General features: G+C 53.6%; 17 protein-coding genes and 1 pseudogene. 12 read left to right on the top strand and 6 right to left on the bottom strand.

Annotated features, from left to right (window positions below; genetic code table 11):
• Positions 1 to 137: 137 nt before the first annotated feature.
• From KI367_RS03565 to KI367_RS03545, 5 genes are all read right to left on the bottom strand, one after another.
• Positions 138 to 1,016 (bottom strand): alpha/beta fold hydrolase, encoded by an 879-nt coding sequence (locus KI367_RS03565; protein ID WP_212947641.1) that lies wholly within the window; start codon positions 1,014 to 1,016, stop codon positions 138 to 140.
• A 68-nt stretch (positions 1,017 to 1,084) separates the two neighbouring features.
• Positions 1,085 to 1,672 carry a TetR/AcrR family transcriptional regulator gene (locus tag KI367_RS03560; protein ID WP_212947640.1) on the bottom strand — a complete coding sequence of 196 codons (588 nt, stop codon included), beginning with the start codon at positions 1,670 to 1,672 and terminating at the stop codon, positions 1,085 to 1,087.
• A 92-nt stretch (positions 1,673 to 1,764) separates the two neighbouring features.
• A complete protein-coding gene (locus tag KI367_RS03555; RefSeq protein ID WP_036709227.1) occupies positions 1,765 to 2,199 on the bottom strand; it encodes a DoxX family protein in 435 nt (144 codons plus the stop codon).
• A gap of 36 nt (positions 2,200 to 2,235) precedes the next feature.
• On the bottom strand, positions 2,236 to 2,697 hold the full coding sequence (locus KI367_RS03550) for a DUF2269 family protein (RefSeq protein WP_036709230.1): 462 nt from the start codon (positions 2,695 to 2,697) through the stop codon (positions 2,236 to 2,238).
• Positions 2,698 to 2,718: 21 nt separating this feature from the next.
• Positions 2,719 to 3,315 (bottom strand): TetR/AcrR family transcriptional regulator, encoded by a 597-nt coding sequence (locus tag KI367_RS03545; protein WP_036709232.1) that lies wholly within the window; start codon positions 3,313 to 3,315, stop codon positions 2,719 to 2,721.
• A 281-nt stretch (positions 3,316 to 3,596) separates the two neighbouring features.
• Here KI367_RS03545 and KI367_RS03540 point away from each other — a divergent pair, with 281 nt between their 5' ends.
• Positions 3,597 to 3,998 (top strand): MerR family transcriptional regulator, encoded by a 402-nt coding sequence (locus tag KI367_RS03540; protein WP_212947639.1) that lies wholly within the window; start codon positions 3,597 to 3,599, stop codon positions 3,996 to 3,998.
• Positions 3,995 to 4,756 carry an SDR family oxidoreductase gene (locus KI367_RS03535; protein ID WP_036709383.1) on the top strand — a complete coding sequence of 254 codons (762 nt, stop codon included), beginning with the start codon at positions 3,995 to 3,997 and terminating at the stop codon, positions 4,754 to 4,756. Before KI367_RS03540 ends, KI367_RS03535 begins: the two co-directional genes overlap by 4 nt.
• 176 nt (positions 4,757 to 4,932) lie before the next feature.
• Here KI367_RS03535 and KI367_RS03530 read toward each other — a convergent pair whose 3' ends face one another.
• On the bottom strand, positions 4,933 to 5,769 hold the full coding sequence (locus KI367_RS03530; protein WP_212947638.1) for a sulfurtransferase: 837 nt from the start codon (positions 5,767 to 5,769) through the stop codon (positions 4,933 to 4,935).
• Between the two features lie 285 nt (positions 5,770 to 6,054).
• On the opposite strand from KI367_RS03530, the gene KI367_RS03525 reads away from it, so the two are divergent.
• From KI367_RS03525 to KI367_RS03480, 10 genes and pseudogenes are all read left to right on the top strand, one after another.
• Complete coding sequence (locus KI367_RS03525) at positions 6,055 to 6,378, top strand: rhodanese-like domain-containing protein (RefSeq protein ID WP_036709235.1); 324 nt, start codon at positions 6,055 to 6,057, stop codon at positions 6,376 to 6,378.
• 46 nt (positions 6,379 to 6,424) lie between these two features.
• Positions 6,425 to 6,820 (top strand): DsrE/DsrF/DrsH-like family protein, encoded by a 396-nt coding sequence (locus tag KI367_RS03520; RefSeq protein ID WP_212947637.1) that lies wholly within the window; start codon positions 6,425 to 6,427, stop codon positions 6,818 to 6,820.
• A 51-nt stretch (positions 6,821 to 6,871) separates the two neighbouring features.
• Positions 6,872 to 7,984, top strand: a pseudogene (locus tag KI367_RS03515) (MBL fold metallo-hydrolase).
• Between the two features lie 66 nt (positions 7,985 to 8,050).
• Positions 8,051 to 8,278, top strand: coding sequence for a sulfurtransferase TusA family protein (locus tag KI367_RS03510; RefSeq protein ID WP_212947636.1), 228 nt, complete (start codon positions 8,051 to 8,053; stop codon positions 8,276 to 8,278).
• 222 nt (positions 8,279 to 8,500) lie between these two features.
• Positions 8,501 to 9,688, top strand: coding sequence for a glycoside hydrolase family 88 protein (locus tag KI367_RS03505; protein WP_212947635.1), 1,188 nt, complete (start codon positions 8,501 to 8,503; stop codon positions 9,686 to 9,688).
• 18 nt (positions 9,689 to 9,706) lie between these two features.
• Positions 9,707 to 11,470, top strand: a complete 1,764-nt coding sequence (locus KI367_RS03500; protein ID WP_212947634.1) for an alpha-L-fucosidase — start codon at positions 9,707 to 9,709, stop codon at positions 11,468 to 11,470.
• Between the two features lie 244 nt (positions 11,471 to 11,714).
• Positions 11,715 to 13,337 carry an ABC transporter substrate-binding protein gene (locus KI367_RS03495; protein ID WP_212947632.1) on the top strand — a complete coding sequence of 541 codons (1,623 nt, stop codon included), beginning with the start codon at positions 11,715 to 11,717 and terminating at the stop codon, positions 13,335 to 13,337.
• 165 nt (positions 13,338 to 13,502) lie between these two features.
• Positions 13,503 to 14,447: an ABC transporter permease gene (locus KI367_RS03490; RefSeq protein ID WP_246536603.1), complete on the top strand. Its 945-nt coding sequence runs from the start codon at positions 13,503 to 13,505 to the stop codon at positions 14,445 to 14,447.
• A 12-nt stretch (positions 14,448 to 14,459) separates the two neighbouring features.
• A complete protein-coding gene (locus tag KI367_RS03485) occupies positions 14,460 to 15,338 on the top strand; it encodes a carbohydrate ABC transporter permease (protein ID WP_036709253.1) in 879 nt (292 codons plus the stop codon).
• Positions 15,339 to 15,435: 97 nt separating this feature from the next.
• Positions 15,436 to 17,823, top strand: coding sequence for a helix-turn-helix domain-containing protein (locus tag KI367_RS03480; RefSeq protein WP_246536568.1), 2,388 nt, complete (start codon positions 15,436 to 15,438; stop codon positions 17,821 to 17,823).
• The last annotated feature ends 31 nt before the right edge of the window (positions 17,824 to 17,854 follow it).

Below are 17,854 nucleotides of genomic sequence, written 5' to 3'. Positions count from 1 at the left end.
CCTGCTTTCAATAACTCCCATAATTATACATGTCAAGCCTAACAAATTAAATGACAAAACCTATCATTTCGGCCGGTTGCGTCCCGTACTTCTTCCGCGCTGGAAAGCAGCTCGTGATGGACTGCGTGTGCAATTTTTCAGCTGCACTCGAGATGAATGGTGTTATCCAAAAAAGATAACAGCTGTTCGTACATGACATCGGCACCGGCTCCCAGGTGGATCAGGTGCCCCCATGTATCCAGCTCGCAAAGCCGGGCGTTTGGAATGGTCCGATGGGCATGCCGGGCGTGTTCCACGGGAACGGAAGCATCGTGAATGCTGTGCATGATCAGGGTGGGGCTCTGAATCGAAGCAAGCTCCGAAGTCAGGTCATGCCTTGTTTGCTCCAAATCGATCAAAAAGCCGCGTCCAGACCGCTGACGGTTGATCATATGTTTGAAATGTCTCCGATCCTCGCCGCTGATTTGCAGCAGCGCCTTTTCTTTTGGCAGCGAGCTGAAGGAGGGGATCATACCGTTAAACAGAACGCGAGGAAAAAGCTTGTTCATGAGACGTAACGATGCCCACATATATTTTTCGGCGGATGGGCGAAACATGGTACGCGCCAAACGATGCAGTTTGTCGCCTGGAGACAGCCAGGTATGTGAGATTGCGGATTGCAGGATAAGACTTTTTACACGATTCGGGTATCGTGAAGCCAAATAAATGCCGCTCGGGCCTCCGGCGGACATGGCAAGGATATGCGCTTTAGGCACCTGCAGCTCATTCAACAGTTCAATATAAGCTTCGCATGCAGTCATGATCGACTGGCCCAGTTCTGCCGACGTGTTGCCGTAACCTGGGCGGGAAGGCGTAATAACCCGAAAACCATGCGCCACGAGATGGGCATAACCCAACTCTTCGTGGCAGTTCGAATGGCCACCATGCAAAATGAGGACCGGTTCTCCCGATCCGACAAGGCTGTATTCCAGCTTGTAGCCTTTTCTGGTCAAGTGTTGATGGATGGATCTTTCCATAGAACATGCGCCTCCCAAAAGCGAATTATGATTCATTATTGAATCCCAAAAAAACGCGTGCTCCCTTTTCACAGAAACGCCCGCAGGCCTTGATACCAAAAAGAGACATATTGGCGAACCACTTGTTTGCAGTCTTCCGGATCCTGATGGCGGCGGATGATCTCGAAGTATCCCTGCATAAAAGCGACCGCGATCGGCCAAGCCGTCTGCAGATCGAACGCTGCCTGACCCTGCTTGCGGTTATAGGCTGCCAGATGATCCGCGACGTTCTCTGCCATCGCCTGGTGAAAATCCGCGGCGGCGTTTTCGAACCGGGTCCCCTTGGAGCCATCGATCAAAATAAGGAGCGGCACCCGATACTCCCCGACGACCGCCGTCAGCGCCTGGACGACAAGTTCAAAAATGCCGGTATGTTCATCATAAGCGTATTTTTCGTGATTGTAGATCAGCGTCTCCAGTTCATGCTGAACCGGGGATACGACCGTTTCGAACAACGCCTCCTTCCCCGGAAAATACCGGTACAAGTTACCGACCGAAATGCCGGCATTCGCCGCGATTCTTTTGATCGAGGCATTTGCATATCCATGCTGCGCAAACTCGTCTTGCGCATGCCTCACGATCGCCTGTCGCAGTTCTTCCTTCAATACTTGAACCATAAATGAACCTCCATTCGCTTTTAGAGTATATAAAAAAGGGCCGTTGTTTTCAAGCATCAAAACAAGGCCATCCCGGTCGAAGGGCCGGACTTTTATCCGGCCAGAAGGACCGCCACAATAAAAACAAGCTGCAGCGCGGTTCGGAGTAACAGCTTGGGTACGGGCCGCCCGCCGATCGTTAATTTTTCCTTGGCCGCGCGCACGTTGGCGGGGAACATGGCCATAAACAGCACCGCCAATCCGATCGAAGCCGCCTTGGAGACGGCAGGGATCAAGATGCCGACGGCTCCGGCGATTTCCAGCAGTCCGGTGGCCGTCACGATCCAATCCGGTCTGGGAAATGCCTGCGGAACCATGCGGATCAGGTCCGGCCTGCGGGTCCCCCAATGCGCGGAAGCCGTGAGGAGCAGCATGACGGCCACCGCCGCCTGAAGGGAAGCATGCCAGCCTTCAAAATAGGCCAAGCCGATCAGGCCGAGACCCTTGAACAACAGAAAAGCCGCAACCAGCACATAAAAAGGCAGCATTCGTACAACCTCCTTAGGAACGTGATCAATCCCAACTTAGAACCCTTTCATGACCATGAGATATAAAATGACGATCGGAAGCAGCGTAGCCGCAATGCCGAATACGGCCCAGGTACGGGACGCTTTCCTGTACGCTTGGGAAATCTCTCCTTTTTCGATGCACCCGGCGCTGGTTCGGATCATTTTGCGCTGCAGGGGAATGAGGATCGCCGCCCAGAGGATGCCGGTCAGGGCAAACAAGGCGAGAGATAACGTGAGCCAGTTAAATCCTGCCAGGGAAAATCCCGCGCGGGCGGCCATGATGCTGCCGGAAAGGATCACGAGGAACAGACCCGGAATCGTAAAGATATAATCGGCAAGCATGACGTTTTGCACGGCATGATGGATGGCTGCGGGGTTCTTCGTCAAATCCGCCCGAACCTTCCAAAAAGCCGCCGTAATGATGTTTCCCGCGAATAACACGACTCCGAGCAGGTGAAGCGTTAACCATAGATTCATGATGGTTCCACCTTTCGCTTTTTATTTTCGAGACTGCAACATATCCGAAATCATGGACGTGAAATCATGTCCTTTGAAAGAAGCGGCCGTCAACGGGATGGAGGAGCGCACCCGCAAGCCGAGCGTAAGAAGGACGAACATATCCGCCGTTTTGTCCGGATCGACCGATGCCGGAATGACGCCGTACCTCTGGCCGGTCACGATCCACTGCCTGGATAATTCCATGGATCTCTCATAGTATTGTTGGAGGGCTTCCGCGATGACGGGCTGATCCTCCTTGCCGAGCAAGTAGAGCAGGACTTTGTTCGTCACGTCCTGGGCGTTTTCGTATTGCAGGATGCTTTCCGCGATTTTCCGCATCGGCTCCTCGAAAGACCGGCGGCCTAGTTCCACTTCGTTCATAAATTGCGTATTCGTTTCTTCCAGCCGCTCCTGAAGCACCCATACAAAAATTTCATCCTTGCTTTTTACATAGTGGAAGATCGCCCCTTTGGACAAGCCCGATCGATCCATAATATCCTTCATGGTCATCGCATGGCATCCTTTTTCCCGGATCAGCTCTTTGACAGTATCCAGCAGAAGTCTTGTTGTTTGCTGTCTGCGCTCTTCTTGTTTCAACGTCTTTCCCTCCGTGAGTGGTAATCGTTTTTTGCGTCTCTGATTTTCGATGTATGCTTATTATAAAAACCGACCGTTGGTTTGTAAATAGTTTTTTGACATCTCGAGTTTTTTCTTCGATAGCTGTCTGCGGCGAGGTCGCGACCATAAGCGATATTTTTTGCGTGCATGAGGATAAACCGCCTGTTGGCCCAACATAATTTTGTGTTGACTTAAACCATGGTTTAAGTCGTATCCTATTCCTGTCGACAGAATCAAGATAAAAATTTGGAGGACTCCAAATGAAGTATTATTCCATTAGCGAAGCTGCAGCCAAATTCGATATTCCGGAATCCACGATCCGCTATTACGAGAAAAAAGGACTATTGCCATTAATCGAGCGTGATGCGGCCGGGAGGCGGTTATTTTCGGAAGATTCCATGACGCTCCTTAAAGTCGTGATTTATTTGAAAAACACGCACATGCCAATCAAAAAAATCAAGCAATATGTGGATTGGGTCGTCGAGGGGGATCACACTACCCAACTCCGGCTTGACATGATGAAGGAACATAAAAAAGCCGTGCTGGCCGAAATTTCATTGATGGAAACATCGCTCCACGAAATCGATCTGAAAATTGCAAGGTATACCAACCGTATCCAGGCGGAAAAGCAAAAAAATAATGGAAAAGAGGAAGCAAGATGAAACTATCGGGAAACACCATACTTATTACCGGCGGAAGTACCGGAATCGGGCTCGCTTTTGCGGAACGTTTTATTAAAGCGGGAAACCAAGTGATCGTTTGCGGACGCCGCGAACACGCGCTTCAAGCTGCGAAAGAAAAACTCCCCGGCCTTATTACTCGCGTGTGCGACATAGGGATCGAGTCCGAGCGGGCATCGTTGTTTGATTGGGTCACCGCGAATTATCCGGAAGTGAACGTGCTCGTGAACAACGCAGGCATTCAGCAACGGTTTAACGTGCTCAAAGCGGATGCGAAAAACGATTGGAGTTATTTCAGCCAAGAAATCACGACCAACACCGATGCGCCATTCCATCTCTCCATGCTGTTCGCTCCGTTTTTTGCGGCAAAAGAATATGCGGCCATCGTAAACGTCACATCGGGGCTCGCTTTTACTCCGTTTGCGATTGCTCCGATTTATTCGGCCACCAAAGCGGCGCTGCATTCGTTTACGATGAGCCTGAGACATCAGCTTTCCGAAACGCCGGTCGAAGTCATTGAAATCGCTCCTCCGGCCGTGAATACGGATTTGGGCGGGGCGGGTCTGCATGTCCACGGGGAACCATTGGACGCCTTTGCAGACGGCATTTTTGAAGGATTGAAAGAGGGGAAAACGGAAATCGGATACGGCACTTCCGCAGATCGCTTGCGCATGTCGCGGGACGAAATCGACCGGTACACGGAAAATATGTATCAGGCCACGAAAAATATGATTGAATAACGTTCAACAGATACGATCCATGCAACAGTTGCTTCGGCTGCGCACGGGCATAAAAAAAGAAAAACTCGCGGATATTCCGGCGAGTTTTTCCTTTTTTGTCCGAAAGGGCTGCGCTCCCCGGCCCCCACGGCGACTTGGCGCTGCGCCGGCCTGCATCCGATGAGGGTTTATGATTCTTACTCTTCCCCAGTCGCCACGGGGTTTTCGCTGTACGAGATCCAGTCGCTCCAGCTTCCCGCATACAGCTTTACATTTTCGTATCCCGCCTCTTTCAGCCCGATGAAGTTCGGGCAGGCGGATACGCCGGAACCGCAATAGACAATGATCTCCTTGTCCCGCGGAAATGCTTTGTAATGCTCCTGCAGCCGCGAAACATCGATCCGCTTGCCGTGTTCGTCCAAGAGAAGCTTCCAAAATTTATTTTTGGCGCCCGGGACGTGTCCGGCCACGGGATCCATCGTTTCATCGAAACCTTGGTAGCGCCGGGGATCACGGGAGTCGATGACGATGGCGTCATCCCGGCCTGCCGCGCGGCGCACGTCTTCCATGCTCGCAAGCAGCTCAGGATGCAGCGTGTAGCTGTAGCTTGCGGGCACGCGGATCGGCTGATCGGCCGTCACCGGATAACCCGCAGCCTTCCAGGCGCTGAAACCTTCGTTCATGACAAAAGCTTGCCCATGTCCCAAATATTTCAGCAGCCACCACAACCGCGAGGCGTACATGCCGCCTTGATCGTCGTACGCGATGATCCGCGTTTCGGGCGTGATCCCGTTTTTGGCCAAAGTACGGCTGAGCTCTTCCGGGTCGGGTAAGGGATGGCGGCCGCCATGCTCGCGCACGGGGGAAGAAAGATCTTTCTCCAAATCGAGGTAAATAGCCCCGGGGATATGCTCTCGTTCATAAGCTTCTTTTCCGGCTTCGGGTTTTCCGAGTTCGAATCTGCAATCCACGATGGTCACATCCGGTTCGTACATGCGGGCGAGCACCCAAGGTTTGCTTACGATTGCGTTCATGGTTATTACACCGCCTTAGTTAAAATAGGGATCGGGTCCAATGGTTCAACTCCAATGAATATCCTCATTATATCGAGTTCCGGTCCGTTTTCACCAGCAAAAAGTCGGATCTCTTTCCTTCGTTCGGGCTTGACAAAGGATAGAAAGACTGGTTAGGCTTATACCCATGGGGGTATACAAAGCATGAGTTGTTAAAAGAGGACCCTGATAAAGACGTCGCATGACGTTTTTCTTTATCATCACTTTATACCCATAGGGGTATTTGAAAGAAAGGAGGTTCGCCGAATGTCAAACCAAACTTGGATGGAGATTATGCCCGAAAAAGTGGAAGAGCTGATCCGAAGCGGCCGCGGAGACGTCCAGCTGATTGACGTCCGGGAGTTGGATGAGTACAAGGAAGGCCACATTCCAGGCGTGAAGCTGATCCCGCTGAGCCAGCTCGAAGTTCGGCATGACGAAATCGAGCGCGGCAAAGACGCGATCCTGATCTGCCGCAGCGGCGGACGAAGCCGGCAAGCCTGCGAATTTCTGGCCTCTCGCGGACACCGGAAACTGCAAAATATGTCCGGCGGCATGCTGAGCTGGAAAGGCGAAGTCGTCCGAGATTAAATGGCGCACGATGCGCACTACAAACCAGTATTGGGAGGAACAAAACATGGGAAACAAAGTAGCGATCATCGCGGCAAACGGCGGCATGTTCGACGCTTACAAAGTTTTTAATATCGCAACCGCGGCCGCCGCTAGCGACGCCGAAGTCGGCATCTTTTTTACCTTTGAAGGGTTGAACCTGATTCATCAAAAGGCGCTGCGGCAGCTGCCGATGCCGGCCGGAACCGAACATTTCGCCGACGGCTTCGCCAAAGCGAACGTCCCCCCGATTCCCGAACTCGTGAATATGGCGCGGGAGCTCGGCGTCAAAATCATCGCCTGCCAAATGACGATGGACGTCATGGGCTTGAAGCTCGAGGACTTGATCGAAGGAACCGAGGTTGGCGGGGCGGCGAGCTTTATCGATTTTGCCAAAGACGCGAACATCAGCCTGTCGTTCTAACCATTGGAGGGAGATGCGATGGATAACAATCCACAAACTTTACCGGTCAACATGACTCCTGAAGAGTTGGGCCGCATCATCACCCGGCAGGAGAAGCTGTTCGTGCTGGATGTGCGCAACGAAACCGAATTCAAGGATTGGAAAATCGAAGGACAAGCGTTGGAAATCATCAACATTCCGTATTTCGACCTGCTGGATAGCGTCGAGCCTGCGCTCAAGCGGATCCCTGAAGGCGAGCGGCTGCTGGTCGTGTGCGCCAAGGAAGGCTCCTCCAGGTTTATCGCGTAACGGATCGCGGAAGCGGGACGAAGCGAGGTGCATTACCTGGAAGGCGGGATGAAGCGGTGGGGCGAACTTCTGGTGCCGGTGAAGGCCGGGGACCTGAAAAGCGGCGGAGAAATATACCAGTTTAACCGCCTCGGAAAAGGATGCCTGTCGTACATGATCGTTTCCGATGGAGAAGCCGTCGTGGTGGATGCGGCCCGCATGGTGCAACCTTATATCGATTTTGCAAGGGAACGGGGCATTCGCATTCAACACATCGTAGATACCCATCTGCATGCCGACCATATTTCGGGCGGGCGTGAACTTGCGGGGCGAACCGGCGCATCCTATTTCCTTCCGCCGCAGGATGCGGACGAAGTCGTATTTTCATACCTTCCGCTTACCGAAGGACGAGACATAAGAATCGGCCATACGGATATCCGACCGATGTATTCGCCCGGGCATACGCTCGGCAGCACGACGCTCCTGGTGGATGATCGATATCTGTTGACGGGAGACATTTTGTTCGTCGCTTCCATCGGCCGTCCCGATCTCGCCGGGAAAGCGGAAGATTGGGTCGGGGATTTGCGGAACACACTATACGGTCTGTATAGCGGCCTGCCGGAGGAACTGATCGTCCTGCCCGCCCATTTCGGCACGGTTGCGGAGATGGACCGGACGGGGGCGGTTTCGGCCAAGCTGGGCGATTTGTATCGGCAAAACCCCGGGCTCAAGCTAGAAGACGAGCAAACCTTCCGGCAGACGGTAACGGAACAGTTGCCGCCGCAGCCGCATGCTTACCGGGAAATCCGCCAGACCAACATGGGGAAAATCAGCCCCGACGAAGAGACGCAGCGCGAGATGGAGACCGGACCGAACCGCTGTGCCGTCCATGATTGATCGTTGAACCTGCATGATCGTTAAGGCCGATATATTTTCAGTTCCATTTATTAAGGAGGAAAACCGATGAACGCGGATAAACAGCTGGATGCCAAAGGCTTAGCCTGCCCGATGCCGATCGTCAGAACGAAACAAGCGATCGACGAGCTTGCGCCGGGACAAATTCTCGAAGTGCAGGCAACCGACAAAGGGGCCCGAAACGACCTTTCGGCTTGGGCCAACTCCACGGGGCATAAACTGCTGGAGAGCCGGGAAGAGAACGGAATTTTGACTTTTTGGATTCAGAAAAAATAAAACGTTCGGACGTCACACGTAAGGCCGGCGCTTGATTCGCAAGCGGCCGGCCTTACGTTTTTTTTGTGCCGACGATTTTTAAGCTGCATCGACTTTTTTTCAACCCCCGCCCGCATGGAATAAAAACGGCAGTGCATCCAAAAAGATAAAGATTGCCCGTTTCGCTCGTACTGGCTACAATTTGATCCGAACACCAATTGAATGTTTGGGAGGAGTGCACGTATGAAGCAAGTCATTGACGAAGGAATCCTGGCCGCCGGCAGGTATGACGACGCGCCCCGCTTGATGAAAAAACGGTGCGAAGAGGCATTGTCTTTTATTTTGGGTCAAATCGACCGCAATCTTGAAACGTTCATCGGCACCTTTCCGTCCGAAGCCAGCACGGGCAACGTTTACCGGCAGGTCGGGAATACGGAGTGGACACCGGCTTTTTGGACGGGAATGCTGTGGCTTGCTTACGAGACCACCGGAAACGAAAAATATCGGCAAGCGGCGGAAAAACAGCTGTCCAGCTACAAGCAGCGGATCGAAGAACGGCGATATACGAATACGCATGACCTCGGTTTTCTGTATACGCTTTCCTGCGTATCGGCGTATAAGCTGACCGGCAACGAAGAAGCGAAGCAGATAGCTTTGGACGCCGCCGAACTTCTTTATATCCGTTATCTGGACCAAGCGGGCATCATCCAGGCCTGGGGCAATTTGGACGATCCGAGGCAGCGCGGCCGGATGATCATCGACTGCTTGATGAATTTGCCGCTGCTTTATTGGGCCAGCGAAGAATCCGGGGACCGGAAATTTTACGATGCCGCCCATTCCCATGTCCGCATGTCGGCCAAATATCTCATTCGGGAGGATGCCTCCAGCTATCACACCTATTATATGGACGCCGAAACGGGCGACCCGAAATACGGGAAGACCGCCCAAGGCTATTCCGACGATTCATGCTGGTCGCGGGGGCAGGCCTGGGGGATTTACGGCTTTCCGCTGTCTTACCGCTACACCGGGGAAACGGAACTCCTCGATTTGACGACGAAAATCGCGAATTATTTCCTGAACCGGCTTCCGGAGGATTTTGTCTGCTACTGGGATTTGATTTTTACCGAAGGGCCGGAAGAAAGGGACAGCTCTGCCGCTGCCATTGCCGTCTGCGGGCTGCTGGAAGCCGCGGCGCATCTCCCGTTGACCGAACCGCTGAAGCGGAAGTACGAAAATGCCGCGCTAAAGATTCTGGAATCCTTGATCGAAAATTACATGACGACGGACGTGCCGGAGTCGAACGGGATATTGCTCCATGCGGTATACAGCAAACCGGGGAACAACGGCGTGGACGAATGCTGCATTTGGGGCGATTATTACATGCACGAAGCGCTTGTCCGGGTCACGAGAGACTGGAAGCCGTACTGGTAGGAAAGGAGCGTGAACATCATGGGCATAAGCAAAGCAGGCAGCACAGGCCAGGAAGAACAAAACCGAACGGCGGAACGCGACCCGCGAACGGCATGGTGGACGGCGGCCCGGTTCGGCATGTTCATCCACTGGGGATTGTATGCGCTTCCCGCGCAGGGCGAATGGATCATGTATGCGCAAAAAACGCCCGTCCGCGAATACGAGAAGCTGGCGCAAAGGTTCAACCCGACCGAATTCGACGCGAAAGCGTGGGTGGCGTTGGCAAAGGAAGCGGGCATGCGTTACATCGTCATTACCGCCAAACACCACGACGGCTTCGCCATGTACGGCTCGAAAGCCGATCCGTTTAACATCGTGGACGCCACGCCGTTCGGCCGCGACCCTTTGAAGGAATTGGCCGAAGCCTGCGCAGAAGCTGGAATCGTCTTGTGCTTTTATTATTCGCATGTCATCGACTGGCATCACCCGCATGCGCTGCATAAAGAGCATAACAATACTTGGGATTACAAGCTGGAGGAGAAGCGTTTTGCGGAATATTTCGAAGGCAAAGCGAAACCCCAGCTGAAGGAGCTGCTGACGGAATACGGCAGGGTGGGGCTGCTTTGGTTCGACACCGCCGGAGGGTTGTCCGAAGAAGACAGCAAGGACATCGTCCGCCATGTGCGCAGCCTCCAGCCCGATTGCCTGATCAACTCCCGGGTGTCCCATTTCATGGGCATGGGAGACTTCGTATCCAAGGGCGACAACGAAATCGGCATGAGCGGGGAGGATACCCGGCCGTGGGAAACGCCGATGACGCTGAACCAGTCCTGGGGATATACCACCAAGGATCAGGTGTGGAAAACGGCGGATTCGCTCATCAAAAAGCTCGTGAACGTCATCGGCAAAGGCGGAAACCTGCTGCTGAATGTCGGCCCGACGCCGCAAGGCACGATTCCCGAGCTCTCCGCGGAACGTCTGCGCGAAGTTGGGGAATGGACCGGCCGAAATGCCGAGGCCGTCTACGGAACGGACGGGAGCCCTTTTCCCGTGGAGCTTGAATGGGGGGCGTTGACCACCCTGCCGGGGCGGGTCTATCTTCACGTCCACAACGATAAATGGCCGGCAAACGGCCTGCGGCTCGGCGGAATCCGGAACCGGGTGCTGCGCGCCTACTGCTTGGCGGATCAGAGCCGTACCGAGCTTGAATTCGAGCAGGCTTACGATGAGGAGCTGGAGCTTCATACGCTCGAAATCCGGTTGCCTGACGAGCCCGCGGATCAATATGTATCCGTCGTCGCCTTGGAACTCGAAGGGGAAAACGACTTCGACCGCACCCTGACGCAGATGCCGGGCGGCGTATTCCAGCTGGAAGTGCCGCATGCCAAAATCAGCCTGGTCCGGGAAGCCGACGAAGAAGCGGGCATTCCCGTCATCCGGGGCGCGGAATGGACGTTTAAGCTGGTAAAGCCGGGAACCTACGAACTGCTGCTGGTCAGCTTCAAACGCCATGATCAGGCATGGAACGGACTGTATCCGGAACCGATTTTGCTGGAATCGGCAGGTCAAGTGATCGCCGTGGATCCCCGGGAAGATTTGGCGGATTCCGATTCGCCTTCGTGCCAGCATCCGTATACGGCCGTGCTGTCGCGAATGGGACAATTTACCTGGGATCAGGCGGGCGTCCATACGTTGACGTTGCTCTCGTCGAGGCTGAAGGATCCGGCGCCGAAATTCACGGAAATTTGGCACGCCGATGCGGTCAAGCTGCGGGCGTTGAGGCTGGTGCGGGTGGACGGCTGACGAATTTCACGATCCTCAAAAACGCCATCCCGACAAGGGTTTGACGCGATTCTGTACAATTTTAATATTAAAAAAAGGCTGAAAAAAATAAGAATCGTCAGTCCTCAATCTTACGAAAATATAAGGTTTATGAAAAACTTCCAGTATCTTGCCGGCGGGGGCGTTCCCTATACTTTGGATACCGGCTGGACGAAATGAACCAAGCTCCGGATAGTTTAGAAACGATCAAAAGGGAGGCGCTTACATGGTAAAAAGAGGCAAAAAAATCGGGATTGCGCTTTTGGCGGCCACATTGGTTTTATCGCTTGCGGCATGCGGAAGCAGTTCCGGAGGAGATCAAGCAAAAGGGGGAACTTCCGCGGAAGGCAAATCGGGCGAACCCGAAAAGCTCACGCATCTGACGTATTGGGTAAGCATGCACTCTGCGGCTGCGGCCCAAATGAAAACGTACGCCGAAATGGGCATGTACAAAGAGCTAGAAAACATTACAGGCGTCAAAGTCGATTTCCAGCACCCGCCGACGGACTCCGCGCAAGCGGCCGAGCAGTTTAACCTGATGATGGTATCCGATAAGCTGCCCGACGTCATCGAGACGTCCTGGATCGGCTATCCGGGCGGACCGGAAAAAGCGATCCAGGACAACAAAATCATTAAATTAAACGATCTGATCGATCAATATGCGCCGAATTTGAAGAAGTTGCTGGAAGAGCATCCGGATTGGAAAAAGCAAGTGACGACGGATGACGGCAGCTTGTACATGTTCCCGTTTTTCCGCGGCGGCGAAAAAGTCCGGGTATTCTACGGGCCTGCCATCCGGCAGGACTGGCTGGATAAGCTCGGGCTGCAAAAGCCGACGACGATCGACGAATGGTATACGGTGCTGAAGGCATTCAAAGAAAAAGACCCGAACGGCAACGGCAAGGCGGACGAAATCCCGCTGTATTTCACGAAAGACGACGTGGGCATCGACGCGCCATTCCTGGGCGCCTGGGGGATCAACTACGGGTTCTACCAAGTCGACAACCAGGTGAAATACGGTCCGATCCAGCCGGAATACAAAGAATTTTTGACGACGATGAACAAATGGTACAAGGAAGGTTTGCTCGACAAGGACTTTGCGGCGCCGAACGACAAGCTGTTCGATGCCAAAATGACGGGCAACCAGCTCGGCGCGGCGCCGACCTACAACGGAGGCGGCATCGGCAAATACGCCAACCTGATGAAGGATAAAGACCCGACGTTTAATCTGGTGGCGGCTCCTTATCCGGTGTTGAACAAAGGGGATAAAGCGATCTGGGGCCAAAAGGACTTTGCGACGAACGGCATCGGCGCGGCGATTTCGACCAGCAACCCGAACCCGATCGAAACCGTGAAATGGCTGGATTACGCGTACGGCGAAAAAGGAAACTTGCTGTTTAACTACGGCAAGGAAGGCGAAGCTTACAAAATGGAAAACGGCAAGCCGGTCTTTTTGCCGGAGGTCCTGAACCCGCCAAGCGGCGTAAGTTTGCAGCAATCCTTCGCGAAGCATAACCGCTCGACGTGGAGCGCGCCGTTCGTGCTCAGCGACGATTTCCAGATGCAGTACCTGGCGCTGCCGAACCAGCGCGAAGCGCTTGAAATTTGGTCCCAGCCTACCGGGGAGCGCAAAATGCCGCTCGTGACGCCGACGAAAGACGAAAGCTCGCAATACGCTTCGATCATGACGGACATCAACACGTATCGGGACGAAATGTTCCTGAAATTCATCATGGGCGCCGAGCCGCTCGATAATTTCGATAAATACGTGAAGAAAATCGAGGCTATGGGCATCGAAGACGCGATCAAGATCCAGCAGGCAGCCCTTGACCGGTTCAACAAACGCTAATGGCATTGAACGCGATTCAGGGTCGGGGGATGAACGCTCATCCCCCGGCTTTTCTAAAAATAGGGGAAGGCAATTCGTTTCGCACTTACCATCAGGCTCCTATTTCATCCGGAATCCTACAGAAAGGCAGGGATAAGCATGTGGCAGATAAGCAAAAACAAGCCGATGAACAAGCGTTCCGCCAAGCCCAAAAACGATCTCTCCACCGCCCAAACGATCCGAAAGGATCTGCGCCGCAACTGGGTCATCTATTTGATGGCGCTCCCGGTCATCGCTTATTACGTCATTTTTCATTACGGTCCGATGTACGGCCTGCAAATCGCTTTTAAGGATTATTCGCCGGCCACCGGCATTTGGGGCAGCCCTTGGGTCGGGTTCAAGCACTTCGACAGCTTTTTTAACGGCGTGTATTTCTGGAGACTGATCCGAAACACGCTGCTCCTGAACGTGTACGACCTGATTTTCGGGTTTCCGGCCGGCATTATTTTGGCGCTGCTGTTAAACGAAATCCGCAAAATGCTGTTCAAGCGGTTCGTCCAGACGATTTCCTATCTGCCCCACTTCATTTCGATCGTCGTGGTGGCAGGGATGATGTTCGACTTTTTGAGCCGCGACGGGCTCATCAATCAACTGCTTGGGTTTATCGGCGTCGAGCCGATCGATTTCCTGAAGGAAGCGGGCTGGTTCCGGTTTATTTTCGTATCCTCCGGCATCTGGCAGGGCGTGGGCTGGGGTTCGATCATCTATTTGGCGGCGATCGCCAACATCGACCCGACGCTCTACGAAGCGGCCAAAATCGACGGCGCGAGCCGGTGGAAGCAGATTTTCCATATTACGATCCCGGGCATCATGCCGACGATCGTCATCATGCTTATTCTGAACATGGGCCATCTGCTTTCGGTCGGCAGCGAAAAGGTGCTGCTTCTTTACAATCCGCTCACCTACGAAACGGCCGATGTCATTTCCACTTACGTGTACCGCAAAGGGGTACTGGAGGCGAGCTACAGCTTCACGACGGCCGTCGGCTTGTTCAACTCGGTCATCAGCTTGATTCTGATCGTTTCGGCAAACGCCGTCAGCAAACGCGTATCCGAAAACAAATTGTGGTAAGGAGGCCAAACGATGGGCGCACAAACAACCGGCGAAAAAATATTCGGGGTCGTCAACACGATCCTGATGCTGCTGCTTTGCTTCGTCACGTTATACCCGTTTTTGTATGTTCTGTTTGCCTCCCTCAGCGAGGCGTCCGCTTTCATCCAACACCGGGGCATGCTGCTGAAGCCGCTTGGGTTCAATCTGGACGCATACAAAGCTGTTTTTGATAACCCTATGATCACGAGCGGCTACAGGAACACGCTATTTTATGTCGCGGCCGGGACGGCGATCAACCTGTTCATGACGGCGCTCGGAGCGTACGTCCTCTCCCGCCGGAACCTGTACTTCAAAAATATTCTCATGTTCGGCATCGTCATCACGATGGTGTTCAGCGGCGGCTTGATTCCGAACTATATTCTGGTCAATAAGCTGGGCATGATGAACACGCCGTGGGCGCTGCTCATTCCCGGAGCGATATCTACGTTTAACCTGATCATTATGAGAACCGCGTTCCAGGGCGTGCCCGTTTCCCTCGAGGAATCCGCCAAAATCGACGGGGCGGGGGAGATGACCATCCTGTTCCGGATCGTGATCCCGTTATCCATGCCGGTTATCGCGGTCATGATTTTATGGTATGCGGTAGGGCATTGGAATTCGTATTTTTCGGCACTGGTGTATTTGCGCGACCGTACCATGTATCCTCTTCAGCTTGTCCTGCGGGAAATTTTGATCGCAAACTCCACGGATTCGATGTCGACCGGGGTGGCGGCGGACGATAAATACGCCATCGGCGAGACGATCAAATACGCGACGATCATCGTGTCGACGCTGCCGATCATCTGCCTGTACCCGTTCCTGCAGAAGTATTTCGTCAAAGGGGTTTTGATTGGTGCCATTAAAGAATAAAACGGGTGACCGGCCCTTACTGCTTGCATTATAATGTACGTAATCGTTCATTTTTGCGTAAGCTGCATAATGCAAATTAAGGTAGGGGTGATGCTTGTTGAAATGGCTGCTTCGTCCGCTGGGGATATCCAATCTGAGAAGCGTTTGGATGACGATGTTGATCTCGAATCTCGTTCTTTTGCTTATACCCGTTTCAATGGGCGCCTTTCTGTACACCAAGGTCGAAGCCAGCCTCGAAAACGGGGCCAACCGGTCCAATAAGGCGATGCTGGAGCAGCTGAAGCTGTCCCTTGACGGTAAATTGAACGAAGTGGAAAAATTGGCGCAGCAAATCATTTTTGATCCGAAGCTGGAATATTTGCTGAAACTCAGCGGGGATCCGTCCAGCCCGGACCGCTACAAGTTTATCGAATTCATGCAAAATACGATGTCCCGCCCCGGGAACATCACGAATTTCATTTTGGATTATTACGTTTATTTCGAAAATAGCGATCTCGTTCTAAAGTCCGGCCTCATGACGGATTCGCGAAAGTTTTACGACATGTATTACAGCTATCAAGGCATGCCCTACGAGCAGTGGCGGGAAGAGATGCTGGGAAGCTTCCATACGATGGCATATCTTCCTACCGCGACGCTGCTCCGCCGGGCGGAATACGATCCGATGGAAAGCCTGGACAAAAGTCCGCTGAACGTCGTGACGTTCGCCCAATCCCTTCCCGGACGCGACCGGAAAGACATTAAAGGCAGTTTTGTCGCCTTGATCGACGAAAGCCAGATCAAAGAAATGTTCGCGCAGATCGAGTCCGCGAGCGACAGTTCGATCTATGTCGTGGACGGCGACAGCAGGACGATCATGGCGACGGACCGGGAGCCTCTCCCGTCCCAGCTGTTGTCCCGGATCGAAGGCGGCGGGGGGTTGTTCAACCAGACCTTGAACGGGGAACAAAAGATGGTTTCGTATACCGCCTCCAAAAAGGAAGGCTGGAAATACGTCCTGGTCACGCCGAGAAGCGTGTTCATGCAGCAGGTCATTTTGATCAAGCAATGGGCCGTCATCCTGTTCGCCTTGTGCCTGGCCGTCGGCATGTCCGCCGCGTTCATGATTACATACCGCAATTACAGCCCGCTGCGGAGAGCGGTCAATGCGATCCTGCGCGGGAAAAACTGGAGCGGCAAGCCGTCCGTCAACGAATACGATTTTATTTTGCAGACGATCGAAGGTTCCCTGCACGAGGAAAAAAACCTGCGCAGCCTGTTGGCCCGCCAAACTCCCGTGATCCGTTCCAACTACCTGTCGCGCCTCCTTCGCGGACAGATGGACGTGGATACGTCGGAGAAAGGCGGACAGTCGCTGCGGTTTATGGACATCGAATTTGTAAGCGATTACTTTTCGGCCATCGTCGTGCAGCTTGACAGCATCGCCGGGTTTAATGCGGAGCAAAGCGAGGAACAATGGGCGCTTGCGCGCTTTATCGTCTCGAATATCGGAACGGATATGATCCCAAGTCCGCATAAGTCTTTTGCCGTCGAACTCGACCGCGATCGGGTGGCTTTCCTGAACAACTTCGATCCGGGGCTGTCCGGGGAAGCGGGACGCGTGATCGCGGAGATGTGCGAGTCCCTCAAAACGGTCATCGAGCAGCGCTTCAAGATGGATATTACCGTGGCCGCCGGGCTTCCCCACTCGGGAGCGAAAAGCATCGGGGAAAGCTATGCGGAGGCGATGGCGGCCTTCGAATACCGCATCATCCGGGGCGGCGGCACGATCATCTATTTTCAGGACATCAAAAACGTGCATGCCCACTATTATTACCCGATCGACATCGAGGTGCAGCTGATCAACTTCGTCCGCAGCGGAGACACGGAAAACGTCCTAAAGCTGCTGGATACGATCTACGCGATGAATTTCGAGTCGGGCAGCATTACGCCGGAGATCGGCCGATGCCTGTTCTTTAACATTACGAGCACGTTCCTGAAAATCATCAACGCGACGGGGACGAATCAGCATGACATTTTGGGGCCGGACATCGATCTGGTCAAGGATATTTTTTCGTACGAAACGGCGGAAGGCATGCACAAGCGGACGAAAAAGCTTTACGAATTGCTGGCCGAGTCGCTCGTCACCGAGCGGACCGACCACAGCTCCCATCTCCTGCAGGAGATGGAGGAGTTCGTGGAGCAGAATTTTACCGACCCGAACATGGGGCTCGGCATGGTGGCCGACCGTTTCGGCATGACGCCGCAATACGTTTCGACCTTTTATAAGAAGCAGAGCGGGAAAAATCTCAGCGACACGATCGTCCGAAAAAGAATCGAGCTTGCCAAGCAGCATATGGGCGACAAGGACCTGACCAATGCCCAAATCGCGCAGATGGTCGGCTATACGAGCGACGTCGTTTTTATCCGGGCCTTTAAGAAGCTGGAAGGCGTCACCCCGGGCAAGTACCGGGAAAACATGCTTCCGTACGCCGATGACGCAGGGTAACCGAAGCCAACTTTTCAGAGTCTTAAAAAGG

The organism is Paenibacillus cookii, assembly GCF_018333375.1.
Classification (GTDB): Bacteria; Bacillota; Bacilli; order Paenibacillales; family Paenibacillaceae; genus Paenibacillus_AQ; species Paenibacillus_AQ cookii.
The sequence above is the reverse complement of the archived record's forward strand: the minus strand, read 5'-3'. Positions and strand labels throughout refer to the sequence as shown.